Genomic DNA, 22,661 nt, shown 5'->3' with positions numbered 1-22,661 from the left:
TCAAAGTAAGGAAAAGTGTTCAGCCAGCGGGCCAAGCGCCAGCGCAGGAATAAAGGTCAGGGCGCCCACCAGCAGCACGGTGCCGATCAGCAAACCGATAAACAGGGCGTCGTGGGTGGCGAGGGTACCGGGGCTGGCCGGTTGAATTTTCTTCGCCACCAGCGAGCCGGCGATGGCCATCACCGGAATGATGACGGCGAAGCGGCCGACCAGCATGCAGAACGCCAGCAGCAGGTTCCAGAACGGCGTCGCCGCACCCAGGCCAGCGAAGGCGCTGCCGTTGTTATTGGCCGCCGAGGTGACGGCGTACAGCACTTCGCTAAAGCCGTGCGGTCCAGGGTTGAACATCCCGGCGCGGCCGGCGTCGGTCATCATCGCCAGCGCCGTGCCAAGCAGCACCAGCGTCGGGGTGACCAGAATGGCGAGGGCGATCATTTTCATTTCCCGGACATCGATTTTCTTCCCGAGATACTCCGGAGTGCGGCCGACCATCAGCCCGGCGATAAACACCGCCAGCATGACGAACAGCAGCATGCCGTACAGGCCCGAACCGACGCCGCCGAACACCACTTCGCCAATCTGCATCAGCCACATCGGCACCATGCCGCCCAGCGCGGTGAAGGAGTCATGCATGGCATTGACCGCGCCGCAGGAGGCGGCAGTGGTGATCACTGCGAACAGACTGCTGGCGAGAATACCGAAGCGACTCTCTTTACCTTCCATATTCAGGCTACTGTCAGCGCCCAGCGTCAGCAGGTGGGGGTTGCCGCGAGTTTCCGCCCACATCACCACGGCGACGCAGAGGATAAAGATCAGCGTCATTGCCCACAGGATGGCGCGCCCCTGGCGGCGATCGCTCACTACCTCGCCGAAGGCGAAGCACAGTGCTGCCGGGATCAGGAAGATTGCCAGCATCTGCACGAGATTGGTCAGCGCGGTCGGGTTTTCAAACGGGTGAGCGGAGTTGGCGTTAAAGAAACCGCCGCCGTTGGTGCCCAGCAGCTTAATCGCTTCCTGCGAGGCGACAGGCCCCATCGGCAACAGCTGGTGCGCCCCTTCGAGGGTGGTAAAGGGCTGGTAGGCCAGCAGATTCTGCGGCACACCCTGCTGAATAAAGAACAGGGCCACCAGCAGGGAGAGCGGCAGCAGCAGCCACAGGGTAATGCGCGTCAGGTCGACCCAGGCATTGCCAAGGGCGGACATTTTCTGCCGGGCGAAGGCGCGGGTCAGGGCGAATACCACGGCGATCCCGGTGGCGGCAGAGAGGAAATTCTGCACCGTCAGGCCGACCATCTGGCTGAGATAGCTCATGGTGCTTTCGCCGGCGTAAGCCTGCCAGTTGGTATTGCTGACAAAGCTGACCGCCGTGTTGAGCGCCAGATCCCATGACAATCCCGGCAGATGCTGCGGGTTAAACGGCAACACGCCCTGGAGCATCAGCAGGGCAAACAGGGCCAGGCCGCCGAGGGCGTTAAACAGCAGGATCGCCAGCAAATACTGCAGCCAGCCCATCTCCTCGGCGCGGATCCCGGCCACGCGCCACAGGACGCGCTCGACGCCGGCCAGGCCGGGAAGCGGGATATCGTTCACCATCCTCGCCAGACACGTCCCCAGCGGGCGCGCCAGCACCAGCAGCACCAGCAGGTAGCTGGCTAATAATAAAAATCCCTGGGCAGCCATCAGAATGCCTCCGCGTGTATCAAGGCATAAACCAGATAAGCCAGTAACAGGAACACCAGCCCAACGCCAGTGAGTACGCCTGCAGTCACAATCCACCTCCGGGTGTCTTTTTTGATTTACCAGGAGAATAGGAATTACGGCGCAAAGATTTTGCAAAAATCGGCGGGCGCGGTGTAAAAAAAGTATAAAAATGGCAAAGGCACAATTTAACTGATGGTTAGTATTAATTTAACTTTTTTGTAACTAATTTACGTGGTGAATGTAAATTAAGTATAAATACGTGCTTTTTAGTGGTCGGATGAGTAGTAAAATTACAACCAGAGCGGTATTATTTTGCTCAGACAAACATGATTAATTTTACCGGCGCTGCTTGCCGGCCTGACAAAGGGGAGAGAAATGATGGCGTTGTACAAAGCTTATCCTGCTCATATTATTTTACTGCGTCGTGCTTTCGCCGTCGTGGCTGGCGTCGCGGCGCTGCCGGTGATGCTGTTCTGGAAAGATCGCGCCCGCTATTACAGCTGGCTGCACCGGGTGTGGTCGAAAACCAGCGAGCAGCCGGTGTGGATGGCGCAGGCGGAAAAAGCCGCTCACGATTTCTATTAATCCGTCCTGCTGCGACGAAGACAAGCAAACCGCCGGTTGCCCCCGGCGGTTTTTTTTCGTCGCTTGTCTACACTCGTTTTCATGCGCCGCAGTGGAATTGGCAGGTGCTTATTTTGCCGGAGCGCGCTATTTTTTCCGGCTTATATCATGAGATGAGTTTTGCTGACGGATAATTGAGGAGTGATATGGCCACCCATCTGGTCTGGTTACGCACGGATTTACGCATTCACGATAACCTGGCGCTGGCCGCCGCCTGCCGGGATCCGCAGGCGCAGGTGCTGGCGCTGTATATCGCCACCCCGGGGCAGTGGCGTGAGCATCACCTGGCGCCGCGGCAGGCCGCGTTTATCGTCAGCCATTTGCACAGTCTGCACACCGCGCTGGCGGAACGGGGCATACCGCTGTGGGTCGAAGAGGCGGATGATTTTACCGCCAGCGTCGAACGGCTGGCCCATTTCTGCCAGCAGCACCAGGTCAGTCACCTGTTCTACAACTATCAGTACGAATTCAATGAACGTCAGCGCGATGCCGCCGTTGAGAACACCTTGCGCGATGTCATTTGCCAGGGCTTTGACGACAGCGTCCTGTTGCCGCCCGGCAGCGTCATGACCGGCAGCGGCGAAATGTATAAAGTTTTCACGCCGTTTAAGAATGCGTTTATTCGCCGTCTGCGGGACGGGATCCCGGCGTGCGTGGCGGCGCCGAAGCCGCGCCAGGCGCCTGCCCGCCAGGCGCCGCCGCTGCCTGAGCTCAACTACCCGCAAACGCCGTTCGATGGGCTGCTGTTTGCCGCGGATGAAAAAACGGCGCTGGCGCGGCTGCGCGCGTTTTGTCAGCAACCGGCGGCGGAGTATGCGGGGCAGCGTGACTTCCCCGCCGTGGAAGGGACCAGTCGCCTGTCGCCCTGCCTGGCCACCGGGGTGCTGTCACCGCGCCAGTGCCTGCATCGTCTGCTGACGGAACACCCCGCCGCGCTGGACGGTGGGGCAGGTGCCACCTGGCTTAATGAGCTGATCTGGCGCGAGTTTTACCGCCATCTGATGGTCTACTATCCGAAACTCTGTAAAGGACGCCCGTTTATCGCATGGACTGATAAGGTCGCCTGGCGTGAAGATGACGCCGCCCTGCAGGCCTGGCAGCGCGGGGAGACCGGCTTTCCGATAGTCGATGCCGCGATGCGCCAGCTTAACGCCACCGGCTGGATGCATAACCGGTTGCGCATGATTGTCGCCAGCTTCCTGACGAAAGATCTGCGCCTCGACTGGCGGGCAGGGGAGCGCTACTTCATGAGTCAACTGATTGATGGCGACCTGGCGGCGAACAACGGCGGCTGGCAGTGGGCGGCCTCGACAGGCACCGACGCCGCGCCCTATTTCCGCATATTTAACCCCACCACCCAGGGCGAGAAGTTTGATAAGCAGGGGGTGTTTATGCGTCGCTGGCTGCCTGAGCTGGCAAAGGTGCCGGAGAAGGCGCTGCATCAGCCGTGGGCGTGGGCGGATAAACAGGGGATCAAACTGGATTATCCGCGCCCGATAGTCGATCACAAACAGGCGCGGCAGGAGACGCTGGCGGCCTGGGAGGCCGCCAGAAAAGGAATTACTCCACCGCCAGACGGCCGGTCCTGACCTTCAGCGAGTGATACAGCCAGATGACCAGCACCACGCCGACACAGGCCAGCGCGCCCCAGGTGATCTGGCTGAAGACCTTGATGTAGGCGTCAATGGAGTAGTTCACTGCCCCGGCGGCGTCGAAGGACGCCTGCGAGGTCTGGTCGGCGATGACGCCGGCCAGATAGTTGGCGATGGCCCCGGAGAGCAGCATATAGATACCGGTCAGCACACCGGTGACCCCCGGGATCTCAATGCGGGTGATTTGCGACATGGCGACCGGGTCGATAAACAGTTCGGCAAAACCCATCACCGCCAGCCCCAGCACCATCAGCGGCATGGACGACTGGCCATAGGCCGCGGACCAGCGTGCGCTGAGGGTCAGGATGCAGAACCCGGCGCTCATCAGGCCCAGACCGAGGGCAAATTTCCCCCAGATGCGCACGGTGCGATTGCCACCGACGCTCTCTTTCACCAGCCACGCCAGCACCATCCCGCAGAGCATCACCGCGAAGGCGTTGACCGACTGGAACATGGCGGTAGGGACTTCGTAGCTCATGATATGGCGATTAACGAAGCGGTCAATATACAGGCTGATGGAGCTCCCGCCCTGCTGGGCGAAGGCCCAGAACAGCAGGCTAAACGCGGTGAGGACGACGATCAGGCGCAGATCCTTACGCTGTTTATCGGTTTCAGCGCGCAGATAGATCCGCGCCAGCACCGCCAGGCCGATAACGGTGGCCACGATCAGGGCATACACCGACCACTCCTGCCAGAACAGCACGGCGATCAGCAGCGGGGCGGTAATCAGCAGCACCAGCAGCCAGCCCCAGTTCGGCAGCAGGAAGCGGCGCGCGCACAGCGCCTGGCGGTTGACGCCGGCAGTATGCTGGAAGTGACGGTTGCCGCAGAGAAAAATCACCAGTCCCGCCACCATGCCGATGGCCGCCAGGGCAAAGCCCATCGCCCAGCTATACTCCTCCTGTACGTAGCCGCAGGCGATCGGCGCGATAATCGAGCCGATATTGCCCGCGGCATACATCAGCGAGAAGCCGCCGTCGCGACGCGGATCGGCAGGTTCGTAGAGTTCGCCCAGCAGACAGCTGACGTTGGATTTAAACAACCCGTAGCCGCAGACGATGATCGCCAGCGACAGGTAGAGGAAGACTGGGGCGGTTTCGCTGGCTCCGAGCACCAGATGGCCAATGGCCATCAGCAGCGCGCCGAGCATGACCGCCATCCGGTTGCCTAACAGCTTATCGGCCAGATAGCCGCCGAGGATCGGCGTGACATAGACCAGCGAACAGTAGGCGCTGAACAGGGCATAGGCGTGGTTATCGTCATATTTGAGCTGATTGGTGAGATAGAGGATCAGCAGGGCGCGCATGCCGTAGAAGCTAAAATATTCCCAGATTTGCAGCGCCACGACGTAGTAAATCGCCCGCGGTTGCGATGATGTTGTCTTCATGAGAAGTGTGGTTTCCTGGCGTAAAGCGAAAGTCGATCGTTCTGCATGAATAGCGCTTTATTAGTCATATTCATGGCTTGAGGGGCTTTCTGTTTATTTAATATGCTTTATTAATGCATAAATATACACGAATGCGCGATGGGGTGGGTAGACAAAATGCGGGATTAACAAAAAAGTCATGGTCGGTGCCGGTTGTGGACTATCGACGGCCCGAATGGATCTGGTTATGTTATGCCTTTGTATACCCTGATTATCTGCTGGAGTGGCGATGAAAAATAGCGAACTGGAACAACTGATAAACGACAAGCTCAATAGTGCGGCCATCAGTGATTTCGCCCCTAACGGTCTGCAGGTGGAAGGACGTGATACGGTGCAAACGATCGTCACCGGGGTGACGGCCAGCCAGGCGCTGCTGGATGAAGCCGTTCGGCTGCAGGCGGATGCGGTGATCGTCCATCATGGCTATTTCTGGAAAAACGAGTCGCCAGTGATCCGCGGCATGAAGCGCCGCCGCCTGAAGACTCTGCTGGCCAACGATATCAATCTCTACGGCTGGCACCTGCCGCTGGATGCCCACCCGGAGCTGGGCAACAACGCGCAACTGGCGCATCTGCTGGGGATTAACGTGCTGGGTGAAATCGAACCGCTGGTGCCGTGGGGCGAACTGTCGATGCCGGTTTCCGGCCTCGAACTGGCCTCGTGGATCGAAGCGCGGCTGGGGCGCAAGCCGTTATGGTGTGGCGATACCGGGCCGGACACCGTCAGCCGCGTCGCCTGGTGTACCGGCGGCGGCCAGAGCTTTATCGACGCCGCGGCGCGCTTTGGGGTGGATGCGTTTATTACCGGCGAGGTGTCGGAACAAACTATTCACTCTGCCCGCGAACAGGGGCTGCATTTTTATGCCGCCGGCCACCACGCCACCGAGCGGGGCGGCATTCGCGCCCTCAGTGAATGGCTGACGGAAACGACCGACCTGGATGTCACCTTTATTGATATTCCTAACCCTGCCTGACGGGAGAGAGAAAAGTGCAGCGAGCGCGTTGTTATCTGTTAGGAGAAACGGCCGTCGTGCTGGAGCTGGAGCCGCCGGTCACGCTCGAGAGCCAGCAACGGATCTGGGGATTGGCCCAGCGTCTGTCTCACCATGAAGAGGTGGTTGACGCCATTCCCGGCATGAACAATATCACCGTGGTGCTCCGCCGCCCGCAGGAGATGGCGTGGGAGGCGATAGACCGTCTGCAGCGCTGGTGGGAGGAGAGTCTTGCGCTGGAGCCGGAGTCGAGGTCATTAACCATCCCGGTCGTGTACGGCGGCGAGGCCGGGCCGGATCTCGGGGTGGTGGCGCAACACAGCGGCCTGAGTGAAAAACAGGTTGTGGAGCTGCATGCCTCGGTGGAATACCTGGTCTGGTTTATTGGTTTTCAGCCGGGATTCCCCTACCTGGGCGGGCTGCCGCCGGCGCTGGCGACCCCGCGTCGCGCCGAACCGCGCGTGCGGGTCCCGGCCGGATCGGTGGGCATTGGCGGCGCGCAAACCGGCATCTATCCGCTGGCGACGCCTGGCGGTTGGCAGCTGCTGGGGCGGACCGGGTTGACGCTGTTTGACCCGGCGCGTAAGGAGCCTGCGCTGTTGCGCGTGGGCGATAAAATTCGCTTTGTGCCGCAAAAGGAGGGGGTATGTTAACCCTGATCCGCGCCGGTCTGTACACCTCGGTACAGGACGGTGGACGAGAAGGCCTGCGCCAGTCTGGCATCAGCCGCTGCGGCGCTCTGGATTATCCCTCGCTGGTGATTGCCAATCTGCTGGTTGGCAACGAGGCGAACGCCGCCGGGCTGGAGATTACCCTCGGTCAGGTGGAGATCGAATTTGCCCGCAGCGGCTGGTTCGCGCTGACCGGCGCCGCCTGCGAAGCGACGCTGGACGGCAAAGCGGTCTGGGTGGGCTGGCGCACCGCCTACCGGGCCGGGCAACGGTTGGTGCTGAAAACGCCGCAGCATGGCATTCGTAGCTATCTGGCGGTGGCGGGCGGGGTCGCGGTCCCGGTGGTACTTGGCTCGCGCAGCACGGATCTTAAGGCGGGGATTGGCGGTCTGGAAGGACGCCGCCTGCAGGATGGCGATCAGCTGAAGCTCGGGAAAGCCGCTCGGCGCTTTACCACCTCGCGCGGTGTCAAGCAGCTGCCGCTGGGCAACCGCATTCGCGCGCTGCCGGGCCCGGAGTATCATGAGTTTGATGCGGCCTCGCAGGCGTCGTTCTGGCGCTCCCCCTGGCAGCTCAGTCCGCAGAGCAATCGCATGGGCTACCGCCTGCAGGGGCAGCCGTTGAAACGGATCACCGATCGCGAGATGCTGTCGCACGGTCTGCTGCCGGGCGTAGTGCAGGTGCCGCATAACGGCCAGCCCATCGTCCTGATGAACGATGCGCAAACCACCGGCGGCTATCCGCGCATCGCCTGCATTATTGAGGCTGATATGTACCAGCTGGCGCAGATCCCGCTGGGGCAGCCGATCCACTTTGTCGCCTGCTCGCTGGAGGAGGCCTTAAAAGCACGGGCCGATCGCCAGCGTTATCTTGAACAACTGGCCTGGAGACTCCACGATGATGATTGATCTCAATGCCGATCTCGGGGAAGGGGGCGCGAACGATAGCGCGCTGCTCCAGCTGGTCTCGTCGGCGAATATCGCCTGCGGCTTTCATGCCGGCGACGCCGGACTGATGGTGCAGAGCGTACGCGAGGCGCTGAAGTACGGCGTGGCGGTGGGCGCCCATCCGGGATATCCCGACCGGGAAAATTTTGGCCGTACGGCGATGGATCTGCCGCCGGAAACGGTCTATGCCCAGATGCTGTATCAGATTGGCGCCCTGGCGGCGATCGTTCAGGCGCAGGGCGGCGAGCTACAGCATGTGAAGCCGCACGGCATGCTTTATAACCAGGCGGCCAAGTCGCCGCCGCTGGCGGACGCGATCGCCCGCGCTATCCGTGATGTTAACCCGAAGCTGGTGCTGGTGGGGCTGGCGGGCAGCGAACTGATCCGCGCCGGGCAGCACTATGGTCTGACGACGCGCCAGGAGGTGTTTGCCGACCGCGGCTACCTGGCCGACGGTAGCCTGGTGCCGCGCAGCCAGCCCGGCGCGCTGATCGACAGCGAAGAGCAGGCTCTGGCGCAAACCCTCGAGATGGTGCAGCACCACCGGGTGCGCAGCATCAGCGGTGAGTGGGCGAACGTGGTGGCGCAGACGGTGTGTCTGCACGGCGATGGCCCGCACGCGCTGGATTTTGCCCGCCGTCTGCGGGCGGCCTTTGCCGGGCGCCATATTCTGGTCAGCGCGCAACTGGACGCTGAAGCGTGACAACCTGAATGACCGCGAAGGAGAGGATGATGGCGGGAGTATTGCTCACCGGTTTTGAACCCTTTGATGGCGAAACGGTTAACCCTTCATGGGAAGTGGTGAAGCAGCTGGACGGGACGATGATTGCCGGGCAGCCGGTGATCGCCCGCCAGCTCCCCTGTGTGTTTGGCGAGGCGCTGTCGGTGCTTTACGCGGCGATAGAAGACCTGCAGCCGAGGCTGGTCATTGCCGTGGGGCAGGCCGGCGGTCGCGTCGATATCAGCGTTGAACGTGTGGCTATCAACGTCGATGATGCGCGCATTCCCGATAACAAAGGCCAGCAGCCTGTCGACACGCCGATCGTCGACGGGGGGCCGGCGGCGTGGTTCAGTACCTTACCGATCAAAGCGATCGTCAGCGCGTTGCGCGATCGCGGGATCCCGGCTTCGGTCTCCCAAACCGCCGGCACCTTCGTCTGCAATCACGTGATGTATGGTTTGCTACATAAGCTGCAGGAGCAGGCTGGCGTCAGGGGCGGCTTTATCCATATTCCATGGCTACCGGCGCAGGCGGCGGCCCATCCCGGCGAGCCGAGTATGGCGACCGCCACCGTGCGGGAAGCGCTGGAAACGGCCATTGCCGTGGCGCTGCGCCAGTCGGTGGATAGTAAACTGGGCGGCGGCGCCACCCATTAACAGAAGGATGACAGTATGCCGGAAGGTCCGGAGATCCGCCGCGCGGCGGATAAACTGGAGGCGGCAATCAAAGGCGAACCCTTAACCGATGCCTGGTTCGCCTTTCCGCAGTTGCAACCCTATCAAAGCCTGTTGATTGGCCAGCGGGTGACCCATATCGCCACCCGCGGCAAGGCCCTGTTAACACACTTCTCCGGCGGGCTGACCCTGTACAGCCATAATCAGCTGTACGGTGTCTGGCGCGTGGTCGATGCCGGGGAACAGCCCGCCTCTAACCGGGTGCTGCGCGTCAGGCTGCAGACCGCCCGCAAGGCGATTCTGCTTTACAGCGCCTCGGACATCGAGATGCTCACGGCGGAGCAGGTTGCCCATCACCCGTTTTTACTGCGCGTGGGGCCAGATGTGCTGGATATGACGTTAACCGTGGAGGAGGTGAAAGCGCGGCTGCTGTCGGCCAAATTCCGCCATCGTCAGTTTTCCGGCCTGCTGCTGGATCAGGCTTTTCTGGCCGGGCTCGGTAACTATCTGCGGGTGGAGATCCTCTGGCAGGTGGGATTAAGCGGAAAGCGTAAAGCCGCTGAACTGAGCGATAGTCAGCTGGATGCGCTGGCGCACGCGCTGCTGGCTATTCCGCGGTTGTCGTATCACACCCGCGGCCAGGCCGATGACAACAAGCATCACGGCGCGCTGTTTCGCTTTAAGGTCTTCCATCGCGACGGGGAAAGGTGCGAGCGCTGTGGGGGCGTGATTGAGAAGACGACACTCTCCTCGCGGCCGTTTTACTGGTGTCCCGGATGCCAGCATTAAGCCCGGCAGTCAGGCAGATAAAAAAACGCGCCAGGTGGCGCGTTTTTTTTCATCCGGACGGCAAGATTAGCGCTTAATGTCGGACTGGTAATCGCGTTTGGTGTAGCCAGTGTACAGCTGACGCGGACGGGCGATCTTCATGCCATCGCTGTGCATTTCGTTCCAGTGCGCAATCCAGCCCACGGTACGCGCCATGGCGAAGATAACGGTAAACATGGAGGACGGAATACCCATCGCTTTCAGGATGATACCGGAGTAGAAGTCGACGTTCGGGTAGAGTTTCTTCTCGATGAAGTACGGGTCGTTCAGCGCGATATGCTCCAGCTCCATGGCTACCTGCAGCAGATCGTCTTTGGTGCCCAGCTCTTTCAGCACTTCATGGCAGGTTTCACGCATCACGGTGGCGCGCGGGTCGTAGTTTTTGTAAACACGATGGCCGAAGCCCATCAGGCGGAAAGAGTCATTCTTGTCTTTCGCACGACGAACAAATTCCGGAATGTGCTCAACGGAGCTGATCTCTTCCAGCATCTTCAGCGCCGCTTCGTTGGCGCCGCCGTGCGCCGGTCCCCACAGGGAGGCGATGCCAGCAGCGATACAGGCGAACGGGTTAGCGCCGGAGGAGCCGGCGGTACGTACCGTCGAGGTCGACGCGTTCTGCTCGTGATCGGCGTGCAGGATCAGAATACGATCCATCGCGCGTTCAAGCACCGGATTGACTTCATACTCTTCGCACGGTGTCGCGAACATCATGCGCAGGAAGTTGCCGGCGTAGGAGAGGTCGTTGCGCGGATAAACAAACGGCTGGCCGATAGAATACTTGTAACACATGGCTGCCATGGTTGGCATTTTGGACAGCAGACGGTAGGCAGCAATCTCGCGGTGACGTGGGTTATTCACGTCGAGGGAGTCATGATAGAACGCCGCCAGGGCGCCGGTGATCCCGCACATCACGGCCATCGGGTGGGAATCGCGACGGAATGCATGGAACAGACGCGTGATCTGCTCATGAATCATGGTGTGGCGGGTGACGGTGGTTTTGAATTCGTCATATTCGGCCTGAGTCGGTTTTTCACCGTACAGCAGAATATAACATACTTCGAGATAGTTAGATTCGGTCGCTAACTGGTCGATCGGGAAGCCGCGGTGCAGCAGGATCCCCTCGTCACCATCGATAAACGTAATTTTAGATTCACAAGAAGCGGTGGATGTGAAACCTGGGTCAAAAGTAAATACGCCTTTTGAACCAAGACTACGAATATCAATAACATCCTGACCGAGCGTGCCTTTTAGCACATCCAGTTCAATAGCAGTGTCACCACCCAGGGTGATTTTTGCTTTAGCATCAGACATTTATGGTCTCCTTAGCGCCTTTATTGCTTAAGACTGCCGGGTGGTGGATTTGCTTTCGGCCCGCGCCTGCATACGTTACCAGTTTGTTATGTTGCACACAGCTCTGCGTCAGCGAAAAGGGCAGGGTACAGAGCAACGGCGCTTGATGGTACGTCCTTCAGGGCTGCGGTGAAACAACAGCAAATCAGCGTTTTAGCAGTCCGAATATTAAAACCTGTATACCACTAATAACTGTCCTGATTACATCGGTCAATACTGACACACTGTTACATAACTTATTCTCAGGTGAAAGAGTGACCCCATAACTTTTGAGCATTATTGCATTTAACTGGTAATGGTTGTAACAAGAATGTTTAATATTTGTCAAATCAGGTGATTAAAAATTAAAAAAATGTTGTTATCGTGACCTTGATCACTGTTCCGGAGAAAACCCAACAAACTATATGTAGGTTAATTGTAATGATTTTGTGAACGGCCTATACTGCGGCCAGGTCTCCGGAACACCCTGCAATCCCGAGCCACCCAGCGTTGTTTAGTGATGTTTTAATGCCTGAAAAGACGTTTTAACATGACTTCTGGTTATAGAAAGGACGCTGTCTGACCCGCAAGCAGACCGGAGGAAGGAAACAATAAGAACAGCATGTGGGCGTTATTCATGGTAAGAAATGTGAAAAAACAAAGACCTGTCAATCTGGATCTACAAACGATACGGTTCCCAATCACGGCGATAGCGTCCATTCTCCATCGCGTTTCCGGTGTCATCACCTTCGTGGCGGTCGGAATTCTGCTTTGGTTGCTGGGCACCAGCCTTTCCTCCCCTGAAGGTTTTCTGACGGCGGCCTCGATCATGGATAGCTTCTTTGTGAAGTTCATCATGTGGGGCATTCTCACCGCACTGGCCTATCATGTCGTTGTCGGTATCCGCCATCTGATGATGGACTTTGGCTACCTGGACGAAACCCTCGAAGCAGGGAAACGTTCCGCCAAAATCTCTTTTGTTATTACTGTCGTGCTTTCACTTCTCGCAGGAGTCCTCGTATGGTAAGCAACGCCTCAGCACTGGGACGCAACGGCGTACATGACTTTATTCTGGTCCGTGCTACCGCCATCGTTCTGACCCTCTACATCATCTACATGGTTGGCTTCTTCGCCACCACCGGTGAAATCTCATGGGAAGTGTGGACCGGATTCTTTGCCTCCGGCTTCACTAAAGTCTTCACTCTGCTGGCTCTCGTCTCCATTCTCATCCATGCCTGGATCGGGATGTGGCAGGTGTTAACGGACTACGTTAAACCACTGGCTCTGCGCCTGGTTCTGCAACTGGCTATCGTTGTGGCGCTGGTGGCTTACGTTCTTTATGGATTTGTTGTGGTGTGGGGTGTGTAATGAAATTGCCAGTCAGAGAGTTTGATGCTGTTGTTATCGGTGCCGGCGGCGCAGGTATGCGCGCGGCGCTGCAAATTTCCCAGAGCGGACAGACCTGTGCACTGCTCTCCAAAGTGTTCCCTACCCGTTCCCATACCGTATCCGCGCAGGGTGGTATCACCGTCGCGCTCGGTAACTCCCATGAAGATAACTGGGAATGGCATATGTACGACACCGTAAAAGGGTCGGACTATATTGGCGACCAGGACGCCATCGAATATATGTGTAAGACCGGCCCGGAAGCGATTCTTGAGCTGGAACATATGGGCCTGCCGTTCTCCCGTCTTGACGACGGCCGTATTTATCAGCGCCCGTTCGGCGGCCAGTCGAAAAACTTCGGCGGCGAGCAAGCGGCACGCACCGCAGCGGCGGCTGACCGTACCGGCCACGCGCTGTTGCACACCCTGTATCAACAGAACCTGAAAAACCACACCACTATCTTCTCCGAATGGTATGCCCTCGATCTGGTGAAAAACCAGGACGGCGCGGTGGTCGGTTGTACCGCCCTGTGCATCGAGACCGGCGAAGTGGTCTACTTTAAAGCCCGCGCCACCGTGCTGGCGACCGGCGGCGCAGGCCGTATTTATCAGTCCACCACCAACGCCCACATCAACACCGGTGACGGCGTCGGGATGGCCATCCGCGCCGGCGTTCCGGTGCAGGATATGGAAATGTGGCAGTTCCACCCGACCGGCATCGCCGGGGCAGGGGTGCTGGTCACCGAAGGTTGCCGCGGCGAAGGCGGTTACCTGCTGAACAAACACGGCGAGCGCTTTATGGAGCGTTATGCCCCGAACGCCAAAGACCTGGCGGGTCGTGACGTGGTGGCGCGTTCCATCATGATCGAAATTCGCGAAGGCCGCGGCTGCGATGGTCCGTGGGGCCCGCATGCGAAACTGAAACTGGATCACCTGGGTAAAGAGGTTCTGGAATCTCGTCTGCCAGGTATCCTTGAGCTGTCCCGTACCTTTGCTCACGTCGATCCGGTGAAAGAGCCAATCCCGGTTATCCCAACCTGCCACTACATGATGGGCGGTATCCCGACCAAAGTCACCGGTCAGGCGCTGACCGTGAATGAGAAGGGCGAAGACGTGGTGATCCCGGGCCTGTTCGCGGTAGGCGAAATTGCCTGCGTATCGGTCCACGGCGCCAACCGTCTGGGCGGCAACTCGCTGCTCGACCTGGTGGTCTTCGGCCGCGCGGCGGGCCTGCATCTGCAGGAGTCCATCGCCGAGCAGGGCACGCTGCGCGACGCCAGCGAATCGGATGTCGAAGGCTCGCTGGACCGCCTCAATCGCTGGAACAATACCCGCTCCGGCGAAGACCCGGTGGAAATCCGCAAAGCACTGCAGGAATGTATGCAGCACAACTTCTCGGTGTTCCGCGAAGGCGATGCGATGCACAAAGGTCTGGAGCAACTGAAAGTGATCCGCGAGCGCCTGAAAAACGCGCGTCTCGACGATACTTCCAGCGAGTTCAACACCCAGCGCGTCGAGTGCCTGGAGTTGGACAACCTGATGGAGACCGCGTTTGCGACCGCCGTGTCCGCTAACTTCCGTACTGAAAGCCGTGGCGCCCATAGCCGCTTCGACTTCCCGGATCGTGATGATGAAAACTGGCTGTGCCATTCCCTGTATCTGCCAGAGTCGGAATCCATGACGCGTCGTAGCGTCAACATGGAACCGAAACTGCGTCCGGCATTCCCGCCGAAGATTCGTACTTACTAATGCGGAGACAGGAAAATGAAACTCGAGTTTTCAATTTATCGCTATAACCCGGATGTTGACGACGCTCCGCATATGCAGGATTACACCCTCGAAGCGGAAGAAGGTCGTGACATGATGCTGCTGGATGCGCTGATCCAGCTGAAAGAAAAAGATCCGTCGCTGTCGTTCCGCCGCTCCTGCCGTGAAGGGGTTTGCGGTTCCGATGGTCTGAACATGAACGGGAAAAACGGTCTGGCGTGCATCACGCCAATCTCCGCGCTGAATCAGCCGGGCAAGAAGATTGTTATCCGTCCGCTGCCAGGATTACCGGTTATCCGTGATTTGGTGGTGGACATGGGGCAATTCTATGCACAATATGAGAAGATTAAGCCTTACTTGTTGAATAATGGGCAAAATCCTCCGGCTCGCGAGCATCTGCAGATGCCTGAGCAGCGTGAGAAACTCGATGGTCTGTACGAGTGTATTCTGTGCGCATGTTGTTCAACCTCGTGCCCGTCGTTCTGGTGGAACCCGGACAAGTTCATCGGCCCGGCTGGCCTGCTGGCCGCGTATCGCTTCCTGATCGACAGTCGCGATACCGAAACCAGCGAGCGCCTGGAAGGCCTGAGCGATGCTTTCAGCGTATTCCGCTGTCACAGCATTATGAACTGCGTCAGTGTGTGTCCTAAAGGGCTTAACCCGACGCGCGCCATCGGCCATATTAAGTCGATGCTGCTGCAGCGCAGCGCGTAAGCAACACGGTCTGTCCCGGATGGCGCTTGCGCTTATCCGGGCTACCAAAGCAGTAGCCCCGGCAAGCGTTAGCGCTGCCGGGGGACAGATAGCAGGAAATCTTTAAAAACCGCCACAAGATGTACCAGTAATCGAGGCGTTCAGTGCGAGGTAAGGCGGCAACTGAGCGCATCCCCGGGAGCATAGTGAACTATGTGACCGGGGTAAGCGAAGGCAGCCAACGCAACCGCAGCCTGAACGCTGAAGATTAATGGCAGTTTTTAAAGGTTCCTTAGCGGATAGAAAACACAACTCGTCCGCAACAAGTGAACCCCGGCACGTGCACTCGGTGTGCGTGGTAGTTTCTACGGCGAAATAAGCATAAAAGTGCTTAAGGGATCACGATGCAGAACGGCGCAATGAAAGCCTGGCTGGACTCTTCTTTCCTCTCTGGTTCGAACCAGAGCTGGATAGAACAGCTCTATGAAGACTTCTTAACCGATCCTGACTCTGTTGACGCCAACTGGCGTTCGATGTTCCAGCAGTTACCTGGCACCGGAGTTAAACCGGATCAATTCCATTCCAAAACACGTGATTATTTCCGTCGACTGGCGAAGGATGCCTCACGTTACACTTCTTCGATTTCCGACCCTGACACCAATGTGAAGCAGGTTAAAGTCCTGCAGCTCATCAACGCATACCGTTTCCGTGGCCACCAGCATGCGAATCTCGATCCGCTGGGACTGTGGAAGCAAGAGAGAGTGGCGGATCTTGATCCGGCCTACCACGATCTGACCGAGGCCGATTTCCAGGATAGCTATAACGTAGGTTCATTCGCCATCGGTAAAGACACGATGAAGCTGGGCGACCTGATTGCCGCCCTCAAGCAAACCTACTGCGGCTCCATCGGCGCGGAATACATGCATATCACCTCTACTGAGGAAAAACGCTGGATCCAGCAGCGTATTGAATCGGTAGCCGGTAAAGCGAGCTTCACCGCGGCAGAGAAAAAGCGCTTCCTCAGTGAACTGACCGCTGCAGAAGGGCTGGAACGCTACCTCGGCGCCAAATTCCCGGGGGCGAAACGCTTCTCGCTGGAAGGGGGTGATGCCCTGATCCCGATGCTCAAAGAGATGATCCGCCATGCAGGCAAAAGCGGCACCCGCGAAGTGGTGCTGGGCATGGCGCACCGTGGCCGTCTGAACGTGCTGGTCAACGTGCTGGGTAAAAAACCGCAGGACCTGTTCGACGAGTTCGCGGGCAAACATAAAGAACACCTCGGCACCGGCGACGTGAAGTACCACATGGGCTTCTCTTCCGATATGGAAACCGAAGGCGGTCTGGTCCACCTGGCGCTGGCGTTTAACCCGTCGCACCTGGAGATCGTCAGCCCGGTGGTTATCGGTTCCGTACGCGCCCGTCTGGATCGTCTGGACGAGCCAAGCAGCAACAAAGTTCTGCCTATTACCATCCACGGCGACGCCGCCGTTACCGGCCAGGGCGTGGTTCAGGAAACCCTGAACATGTCGAAAGCCCGCGGTTACGAAGTCGGCGGTACCGTGCGTATCGTTATCAACAACCAGGTTGGCTTTACCACCTCCAACCCGCTGGATGCGCGTTCTACGCCATACTGTACCGATATCGGTAAGATGGTTCAGGCGCCGATTTTCCACGTTAACGCGGATGACCCGGAAGCCGTTGCTTTCGTTACCCGTCTGGCGCTGGATTTCCGTAATACCTTCAAACGCGATGTCTTTATCGACCTGGTGTGCTACCGCCGTCACGGCCATAACGAAGCCGACGAGCCGAGCGCAACCCAGCCGCTGATGTACCAGAAAATCAAAAAGCATCCGACCCCGCGCAAAATCTATGCTGACAAGCTGGAGCAGGAGAAAGTTGCGACGCTGGAAGACGCGACTGAGCAGGTTAACCTTTACCGCGATGCGCTGGATGCCGGCGAATGCGTGGTAGAGGAGTGGCGTCCGATGAATATGCACTCCTTTACCTGGTCTCCCTACCTCAACCACGAGTGGGACGAGAGCTATCCGGATAAAGTGGATCCGAAACGTCTGCAAGAGCTGGCTAAACGCATCAGTACGGTGCCGGAAGGTATCGAAATGCAGTCCCGTGTAGCGAAAATCTACGGCGATCGCCAACTGATGGCCGCTGGCGAGAAGCTGTTCGATTGGGGCGGCGCTGAAAACCTGGCTTATGCCACCCTGGTTGACGAAGGCATTCCGGTGCGCCTGTCCGGTGAAGACTCCGGTCGCGGCACCTTCTTCCACCGTCACGCGGTTATCCATAACCAGAGCAACGGTTCTACCTATACCCCGCTGCAGCATGTGCACAACGGCCAGGGCCAGTTCCGCGTCTGGGACTCGGTGCTGTCTGAAGAAGCCGTGCTGGCGTTCGAATACGGTTACGCCACCGCAGAGCCGCGTACGCTGACCATCTGGGAAGCGCAGTTCGGCGACTTCGCCAACGGCGCGCAGGTGGTGATTGATCAGTTCATCTCCTCTGGCGAACAGAAATGGGGCCGGATGTGCGGTCTGGTGATGTTGCTGCCGCACGGCTACGAAGGGCAGGGCCCGGAGCACTCCTCCGCGCGTCTGGAACGCTATCTGCAGCTGTGCGCTGAGCAGAACATGCAGGTTTGCGTACCGTCCACCCCGGCACAGGTTTACCATATGCTGCGTCGTCAGGCGCTGCGCGGTATGCGCCGTCCGCTGGTGGTGATGTCGCCGAAGTCTCTGCTGCGCCACCCGCTGGCGGTCTCCAGCATGGACGAACTGGCGAACGGCACCTTTATGCCGGCCATCGGCGAAATCGACGAACTTGATCCGCAAGCCGTGAAACGCGTCGTACTGTGCTCTGGTAAGGTTTACTACGACCTGCTGGAACAGCGCCGCAAAAACGAGCAAAAAGATGTCGCCATTGTGCGTATCGAACAGCTCTACCCGTTCCCGCATCAGGCGGTGCAGGAAGCGCTGAAAGCTTACTCGCACGTACATGATTTTGTCTGGTGCCAGGAAGAGCCGCTCAACCAGGGCGCATGGTACTGCAGCCAGCACCACCTTCGTGAAGTAGTTCCATTTGGGGCCTCTCTGCGTTATGCAGGCCGCCCGGCCTCCGCCTCTCCGGCGGTAGGGTACATGTCCGTTCACCAGAAACAGCAACAAGATCTGGTCAATGACGCGCTGAACGTCGATTAATTAAAGGATACACAATGAGTAGCGTAGATATTCTGGTTCCCGACCTGCCTGAGTCCGTAGCTGACGCAACCGTCGCCACCTGGCATAAAAAACCGGGCGACGCGGTCGTCCGTGACGAAGTTCTGGTCGAAATCGAAACTGACAAAGTGGTACTGGAAGTACCGGCATCAGCGGACGGCATTCTGGATGCAGTGCTGGAAGACGAGGGCGCTACCGTCCTGTCTCGCCAGATCCTTGGCCGCCTGCGTGAAGGCAACAGCGCAGGTAAAGAAACCAGCGAAAAAGCGGATGCGAAAGCGTCCACCCCGGCGCAGCGCCAGCAGGCTTCTCTGGAAGAGCAGAACAACGATGCGCTCAGCCCGGCGATCCGTCGTCTGCTGGCGGAGCACAACCTCGACGCCGCTGCCATCAAAGGTACCGGCGTGGGTGGCCGTCTGACTCGTGAAGACGTCGAGAAACATCTGGCGAAAGCCCCGGCGGCGGCTGAAGCCAAAGCGCCAGCGGCTACCGCGGCAGCGACACCAGCGCCGCAGCTGGGTCACCGTTCAGAAAAACGCGTCCCGATGACCCGTCTGCGTAAACGCGTGGCCGAGCGTCTGCTGGAAGCGAAAAATTCCACCGCCATGCTGACGACCTTTAACGAAGTCAACATGAAGCCGATTATGGATCTGCGTAAGCAGTACGGCGATGCCTTCGAAAAACGTCACGGTATCCGTCTGGGCTTCATGTCCTTCTACGTGAAAGCGGTGGTTGAAGCGCTGAAACGCTATCCGGAAGTGAACGCTTCCATCGATGGCGACGACGTGGTTTACCACAACTACTTTGACGTCAGCATGGCAGTGTCCACTCCGCGCGGCCTGGTAACCCCGGTTCTGCGTGACGTTGACCTGCTGGGCATGGCGGACATCGAAAAGAATATCAAAGAGCTGGCGGTGAAAGGCCGTGACGGCAAGCTGACCGTAGATGACCTGACCGGCGGTAACTTCACCATTACCAACGGCGGCGTCTTCGGTTCCCTGATGTCCACGCCGATCATCAACCCACCGCAGAGCGCCATCCTGGGTATGCATGCCATTAAAGACCGTCCGATGGCGGTGAATGGCAAGGTAGAGATCCTGCCGATGATGTACCTGGCGCTCTCCTATGACCACCGTCTGATCGATGGGCGTGAATCGGTTGGCTTCCTGGTGGCGATTAAAGAGCTGCTGGAAGATCCGACTCGTCTGCTGCTGGACGTGTAGTCAGTAAGAGTATGACTTACCGTAGGCCGGATAAGGCATTTATGCCGCCATCCGGCGTTGATGAGATGCCTGATGGCGACGCTAGCGCGTCTTATCAGGCCTACAGGTTTAAAGATAATTACACCCTGAAGGATGGACTGAACACATGAACTTACATGAATATCAGGCAAAACAACTTTTTGCCCGCTATGGCTTACCGGCGCCGGTGGGTTATGCCTGTACTACTCCGCGTGAAGCAGAAGAAGCCGCTTCAAAAATCGGCGCGGGTCCGTGGGTAGTGAAATGTCAGGTTCACGCTGGTGGCCGCGGTAAAGCGGGCGGTGTGAAAGTAGTTAAGAGCAAAGAAGAGATCCGCGCTTTTGCTGAGCATTGGCTGGGCAAACGCCTGGTGACTTACCAAACCGATGCTAACGGCCAGCCGGTCAACCAGATTCTGGTGGAAGCGGCGACCGATATCGATAAAGAGCTGTATCTGGGCGCGGTTGTTGACCGTAGCTCTCGTCGCGTGGTGTTCATGGCGTCTACCGAAGGCGGCGTGGAAATCGAAAAAGTCGCGGAAGAAACCCCGCACCTGATCCACAAGATCGCCATCGATCCGCTGGCGGGCCCGATGCCTTACCAGGGTCGCGAACTGGCGTTTAAACTGGGTCTGGAAGGTAAACAGGTTCAGCAGTTCACCAAGATCTTCATGGGTCTGGCGACCATCTTCCTGGAGCGCGATCTGGCGCTTATCGAAATCAACCCGCTGGTTATCACTAAGCAGGGCGACCTGATCTGCCTCGACGGCAAACTGGGCGCTGACGGCAACGCGCTGTTCCGTCAGCCGGATCTGCGCGAAATGCGCGACCAGTCTCAGGAAGATCCGCGCGAAGCTCAGGCGGCGCAGTGGGAACTGAACTACGTGGCGCTCGACGGCAACATCGGCTGCATGGTTAACGGCGCAGGCCTGGCGATGGGTACCATGGACATCGTTAAGCTGCACGGCGGCGAACCGGCTAACTTCCTCGACGTTGGCGGCGGCGCGACTAAAGAGCGCGTGACCGAAGCGTTCAAAATCATCCTTTCTGATGACAATGTGAAAGCAGTGCTGGTTAACATCTTCGGCGGCATCGTGCGTTGCGACCTGATCGCTGACGGCATCATCGGTGCGGTAGCGGAAGTTGGGGTTAACGTTCCGGTCGTGGTTCGTCTGGAAGGTAACAACGCCGAACTGGGCGCGAAAAAACTGGCTGACAGCGGCCTGAATATTATTGCAGCGAAAAGTCTGACGGACGCAGCACAGCAGGTTGTTGCCGCAGTGGAGGGGAAATAATGTCAGTTTTAATTAATAAAGATACCAAGGTTATCTGCCAGGGCTTCACCGGTAGCCAGGGGACCTTCCACTCTGAACAAGCGATCGCTTACGGTACGCAAATGGTTGGCGGCGTGACGCCAGGCAAAGGCGGCACCACCCATCTGGGTCTGCCGGTGTTCAACACCGTGCGCGAAGCCGTTGAAGCGACCGGCGCGACCGCGACCGTTATCTACGTTCCGGCGCCGTTCTGCAAAGACTCCATTCTGGAAGCAATCGACGCGGGCATTAAGCTGATTATCACCATCACCGAAGGTATCCCGACGCTGGATATGCTGACTGTGAAAGTGAAGCTGGACGAAGCGGGCGTACGCATGATTGGCCCGAACTGCCCAGGCGTTATCACCCCGGGCGAGTGCAAAATCGGCATCATGCCGGGTCACATTCACAAGCCGGGTAAAGTGGGCATCGTTTCCCGTTCCGGTACCCTGACCTATGAAGCGGTTAAGCAGACCACCGACTACGGCTTCGGCCAGTCTACCTGCGTCGGTATCGGCGGCGACCCGATCCCGGGCTCCAACTTCATCGATATCCTGAAGCTGTTCCAGGAAGATCCGCAGACCGAAGCGATCGTGATGATCGGTGAGATCGGCGGCAGCGCGGAAGAAGAAGCGGCAGCCTACATCAAAGAGCACGTGACCAAGCCGGTTGTCGGCTACATCGCGGGCGTGACCGCGCCGAAAGGCAAGCGTATGGGCCACGCGGGCGCCATCATCGCTGGCGGTAAAGGTACTGCTGATGAGAAATTCGCCGCCCTGGAAGCCGCTGGTGTGAAAACCGTTCGCAGCCTGGCCGATATCGGCGAAGCGCTGAAAGCTATCATCAAGTAAACCCTCTCTGCTTCTCCGAAGCAGAAATCTGTCCGATTTCGACATGGTTGGCCACCGTCAGGTGGCCTTTTTTATGGGCGTTATCCATCTCGCCAGAACATCCGCTGAACCGGCGGAATGCCTGCTCCGTGAAAAACCTTATCTATCATATTGATTTTATGAATTATTTCATGAATATAATCCCGGCAGCGTGGTTGCTGAAGGAAATATTTCCGCAATTCGCGACAGGCAAGGGTTTTAGATAGTGAAAAAACAGAAGAGAAGGGCATAAGAAAACAGGAAAAATACTGTGAGCAGTCTAGCATTATTAGGATCGGCGCATTTTTTTTCATTTTTCCCCGCGGCGTTAAATAATATTACCTATGATTCTCATATCTCTCTTTTCAGTAACCAAGCAAGCCATACTTTAAACACAACATTAACATTAAGTTCACCAATATTCTTTATTGAGCTACATAATTAACACGTAGAGTAAAAATTGATTTATATCAATGCTTAATGCTTGGAAAAATTCTTCAAAAAACGTTAAATTGTCGCAAGTCAAATTGGCCTAAACAGGCTATCTTCGCTATATATTGATCACCGTCGAAAAATGTAAAACTGGAACAATAAAAACAT

General features: G+C 57.9%; 21 protein-coding genes. 16 read left to right on the top strand and 5 right to left on the bottom strand.

What is annotated here, in order from left to right; genetic code table 11:
* Both kdpA and kdpF read right to left on the bottom strand, forming a co-directional pair.
* Window positions 1-1,680, bottom strand: a complete 1,680-nt coding sequence (kdpA, locus tag SP68_RS18275) for a potassium-transporting ATPase subunit KdpA (protein WP_008805673.1) — start codon at window positions 1,678-1,680, stop codon at window positions 1-3.
* Entirely contained in the window at window positions 1,680-1,769 is a 90-nt protein-coding gene (kdpF, locus tag SP68_RS27635; protein WP_020323459.1) for a K(+)-transporting ATPase subunit F, read from the bottom strand. Before kdpF ends, kdpA begins: the two co-directional genes overlap by 1 nt.
* Before the next feature lie 307 nt (window positions 1,770-2,076).
* On the opposite strand from kdpF, the gene SP68_RS18270 reads away from it, so the two are divergent.
* Both SP68_RS18270 and phrB read left to right on the top strand, forming a co-directional pair.
* Window positions 2,077-2,286: a DUF2517 family protein gene (locus tag SP68_RS18270; RefSeq protein WP_004142243.1), complete on the top strand. Its 210-nt coding sequence runs from the start codon at window positions 2,077-2,079 to the stop codon at window positions 2,284-2,286.
* A 185-nt stretch (window positions 2,287-2,471) separates the two neighbouring features.
* Window positions 2,472-3,914, top strand: a complete 1,443-nt coding sequence (gene phrB, locus SP68_RS18265) for a deoxyribodipyrimidine photo-lyase (RefSeq protein ID WP_040973934.1) — start codon at window positions 2,472-2,474, stop codon at window positions 3,912-3,914.
* Here the strand turns inward: phrB and SP68_RS18260 are convergent.
* A complete protein-coding gene (locus SP68_RS18260) occupies window positions 3,886-5,364 on the bottom strand; it encodes an MFS transporter (RefSeq protein ID WP_022065683.1) in 1,479 nt (492 codons plus the stop codon). The two genes, phrB and SP68_RS18260, sit on opposite strands and share 29 nt — an antisense overlap.
* Window positions 5,365-5,632: 268 nt before the next feature.
* Here SP68_RS18260 and SP68_RS18255 point away from each other — a divergent pair, with 268 nt between their 5' ends.
* Genes SP68_RS18255 through nei form a run of 6 tightly spaced genes read left to right on the top strand, consistent with a single transcriptional unit; the run spans window position 5,633 to window position 10,196 of the window.
* Window positions 5,633-6,376 carry a type 2 GTP cyclohydrolase I gene (locus SP68_RS18255; RefSeq protein WP_008805677.1) on the top strand — a complete coding sequence of 248 codons (744 nt, stop codon included), beginning with the start codon at window positions 5,633-5,635 and terminating at the stop codon, window positions 6,374-6,376.
* Window positions 6,377-6,390: 14 nt separating this feature from the next.
* A complete protein-coding gene (pxpB, locus tag SP68_RS18250; RefSeq protein WP_040973936.1) occupies window positions 6,391-7,047 on the top strand; it encodes a 5-oxoprolinase subunit PxpB in 657 nt (218 codons plus the stop codon).
* Window positions 7,041-7,973, top strand: a complete 933-nt coding sequence (gene pxpC / locus SP68_RS18245) for a 5-oxoprolinase subunit PxpC (RefSeq protein ID WP_012542431.1) — start codon at window positions 7,041-7,043, stop codon at window positions 7,971-7,973. Before pxpB ends, pxpC begins: the two co-directional genes overlap by 7 nt.
* A complete protein-coding gene (gene pxpA / locus SP68_RS18240) occupies window positions 7,963-8,715 on the top strand; it encodes a 5-oxoprolinase subunit PxpA (RefSeq protein WP_012542430.1) in 753 nt (250 codons plus the stop codon). The genes pxpC and pxpA overlap by 11 nt, the downstream gene beginning before the upstream one ends.
* A gap of 29 nt (window positions 8,716-8,744) precedes the next feature.
* The gene (gene pcp / locus SP68_RS18235) at window positions 8,745-9,389 is read left to right on the top strand and encodes a pyroglutamyl-peptidase I (protein ID WP_012542429.1); all 645 of its coding nucleotides are present in this window, start codon (window positions 8,745-8,747) and stop codon (window positions 9,387-9,389) included.
* A 15-nt stretch (window positions 9,390-9,404) separates the two neighbouring features.
* The gene (gene nei / locus SP68_RS18230) at window positions 9,405-10,196 is read left to right on the top strand and encodes an endonuclease VIII (RefSeq protein WP_008805682.1); all 792 of its coding nucleotides are present in this window, start codon (window positions 9,405-9,407) and stop codon (window positions 10,194-10,196) included.
* Window positions 10,197-10,262: 66 nt separating this feature from the next.
* Here nei and gltA read toward each other — a convergent pair whose 3' ends face one another.
* Complete coding sequence (gene gltA, locus SP68_RS18225) at window positions 10,263-11,546, bottom strand: citrate synthase (RefSeq protein ID WP_008805683.1); 1,284 nt, start codon at window positions 11,544-11,546, stop codon at window positions 10,263-10,265.
* A 184-nt stretch (window positions 11,547-11,730) separates the two neighbouring features.
* Complete coding sequence (locus SP68_RS29120) at window positions 11,731-11,862, bottom strand: hypothetical protein (protein ID WP_418268517.1); 132 nt, start codon at window positions 11,860-11,862, stop codon at window positions 11,731-11,733.
* A 324-nt stretch (window positions 11,863-12,186) separates the two neighbouring features.
* On the opposite strand from SP68_RS29120, the gene sdhC reads away from it, so the two are divergent.
* From sdhC to sucD, 8 genes are all read left to right on the top strand, one after another.
* A complete protein-coding gene (gene sdhC, locus SP68_RS18220; RefSeq protein ID WP_004142216.1) occupies window positions 12,187-12,591 on the top strand; it encodes a succinate dehydrogenase cytochrome b556 subunit in 405 nt (134 codons plus the stop codon).
* Entirely contained in the window at window positions 12,585-12,932 is a 348-nt protein-coding gene (gene sdhD, locus SP68_RS18215; RefSeq protein WP_002894949.1) for a succinate dehydrogenase membrane anchor subunit, read from the top strand. The genes sdhC and sdhD overlap by 7 nt, the downstream gene beginning before the upstream one ends.
* Window positions 12,932-14,698 (top strand): succinate dehydrogenase flavoprotein subunit, encoded by a 1,767-nt coding sequence (gene sdhA / locus SP68_RS18210; protein WP_008805685.1) that lies wholly within the window; start codon window positions 12,932-12,934, stop codon window positions 14,696-14,698. The genes sdhD and sdhA overlap by 1 nt, the downstream gene beginning before the upstream one ends.
* A 15-nt stretch (window positions 14,699-14,713) precedes the next feature.
* Window positions 14,714-15,430: a succinate dehydrogenase iron-sulfur subunit SdhB gene (gene sdhB / locus SP68_RS18205; RefSeq protein WP_008805686.1), complete on the top strand. Its 717-nt coding sequence runs from the start codon at window positions 14,714-14,716 to the stop codon at window positions 15,428-15,430.
* Window positions 15,431-15,813: 383 nt separating this feature from the next.
* Window positions 15,814-18,621, top strand: coding sequence for a 2-oxoglutarate dehydrogenase E1 component (gene sucA / locus SP68_RS18200; protein WP_008805687.1), 2,808 nt, complete (start codon window positions 15,814-15,816; stop codon window positions 18,619-18,621).
* Window positions 18,622-18,635: 14 nt separating this feature from the next.
* A complete protein-coding gene (gene odhB, locus SP68_RS18195; RefSeq protein ID WP_012542428.1) occupies window positions 18,636-19,862 on the top strand; it encodes a 2-oxoglutarate dehydrogenase complex dihydrolipoyllysine-residue succinyltransferase in 1,227 nt (408 codons plus the stop codon).
* 145 nt (window positions 19,863-20,007) lie between these two features.
* A complete protein-coding gene (sucC, locus tag SP68_RS18190; RefSeq protein WP_002895039.1) occupies window positions 20,008-21,174 on the top strand; it encodes an ADP-forming succinate--CoA ligase subunit beta in 1,167 nt (388 codons plus the stop codon).
* Window positions 21,174-22,043 carry a succinate--CoA ligase subunit alpha gene (sucD, locus tag SP68_RS18185; protein ID WP_004885990.1) on the top strand — a complete coding sequence of 290 codons (870 nt, stop codon included), beginning with the start codon at window positions 21,174-21,176 and terminating at the stop codon, window positions 22,041-22,043. Before sucC ends, sucD begins: the two co-directional genes overlap by 1 nt.
* The last annotated feature ends 618 nt before the right edge of the window (window positions 22,044-22,661 follow it).

Source organism: Klebsiella variicola (assembly GCF_000828055.2).
Classification (GTDB): domain Bacteria; phylum Pseudomonadota; class Gammaproteobacteria; order Enterobacterales; family Enterobacteriaceae; genus Klebsiella; species Klebsiella variicola.
This window is presented reverse-complemented; position numbering and strand designations above follow the sequence as displayed.

Coding starts and splice junctions, on each gene's coding strand:
- sdhD (WP_002894949.1), top strand. CDS start 12,585: ATGGTAAGCAACGCCTCAGCACTGGGACGCAACGGCGTACATGACTTT.
- sucD (WP_004885990.1), top strand. CDS start 21,174: ATGTCAGTTTTAATTAATAAAGATACCAAGGTTATCTGCCAGGGCTTC.
- odhB (WP_012542428.1), top strand. CDS start 18,636: ATGAGTAGCGTAGATATTCTGGTTCCCGACCTGCCTGAGTCCGTAGCT.
- sdhA (WP_008805685.1), top strand. CDS start 12,932: ATGAAATTGCCAGTCAGAGAGTTTGATGCTGTTGTTATCGGTGCCGGC.
- sucA (WP_008805687.1), top strand. CDS start 15,814: ATGCAGAACGGCGCAATGAAAGCCTGGCTGGACTCTTCTTTCCTCTCT.
- SP68_RS18255 (WP_008805677.1), top strand. CDS start 5,633: ATGAAAAATAGCGAACTGGAACAACTGATAAACGACAAGCTCAATAGT.
- pxpC (WP_012542431.1), top strand. CDS start 7,041: ATGTTAACCCTGATCCGCGCCGGTCTGTACACCTCGGTACAGGACGGT.
- pcp (WP_012542429.1), top strand. CDS start 8,745: ATGGCGGGAGTATTGCTCACCGGTTTTGAACCCTTTGATGGCGAAACG.
- pxpA (WP_012542430.1), top strand. CDS start 7,963: ATGATGATTGATCTCAATGCCGATCTCGGGGAAGGGGGCGCGAACGAT.
- SP68_RS18270 (WP_004142243.1), top strand. CDS start 2,077: ATGATGGCGTTGTACAAAGCTTATCCTGCTCATATTATTTTACTGCGT.
- kdpA (WP_008805673.1), bottom strand. CDS start 1,680: ATGGCTGCCCAGGGATTTTTATTATTAGCCAGCTACCTGCTGGTGCTG.
- sdhB (WP_008805686.1), top strand. CDS start 14,714: ATGAAACTCGAGTTTTCAATTTATCGCTATAACCCGGATGTTGACGAC.
- sucC (WP_002895039.1), top strand. CDS start 20,008: ATGAACTTACATGAATATCAGGCAAAACAACTTTTTGCCCGCTATGGC.
- SP68_RS29120 (WP_418268517.1), bottom strand. CDS start 11,862: ATGCTCAAAAGTTATGGGGTCACTCTTTCACCTGAGAATAAGTTATGT.
- SP68_RS18260 (WP_022065683.1), bottom strand. CDS start 5,364: ATGAAGACAACATCATCGCAACCGCGGGCGATTTACTACGTCGTGGCG.
- sdhC (WP_004142216.1), top strand. CDS start 12,187: ATGTGGGCGTTATTCATGGTAAGAAATGTGAAAAAACAAAGACCTGTC.
- nei (WP_008805682.1), top strand. CDS start 9,405: ATGCCGGAAGGTCCGGAGATCCGCCGCGCGGCGGATAAACTGGAGGCG.
- gltA (WP_008805683.1), bottom strand. CDS start 11,546: ATGTCTGATGCTAAAGCAAAAATCACCCTGGGTGGTGACACTGCTATT.
- phrB (WP_040973934.1), top strand. CDS start 2,472: ATGGCCACCCATCTGGTCTGGTTACGCACGGATTTACGCATTCACGAT.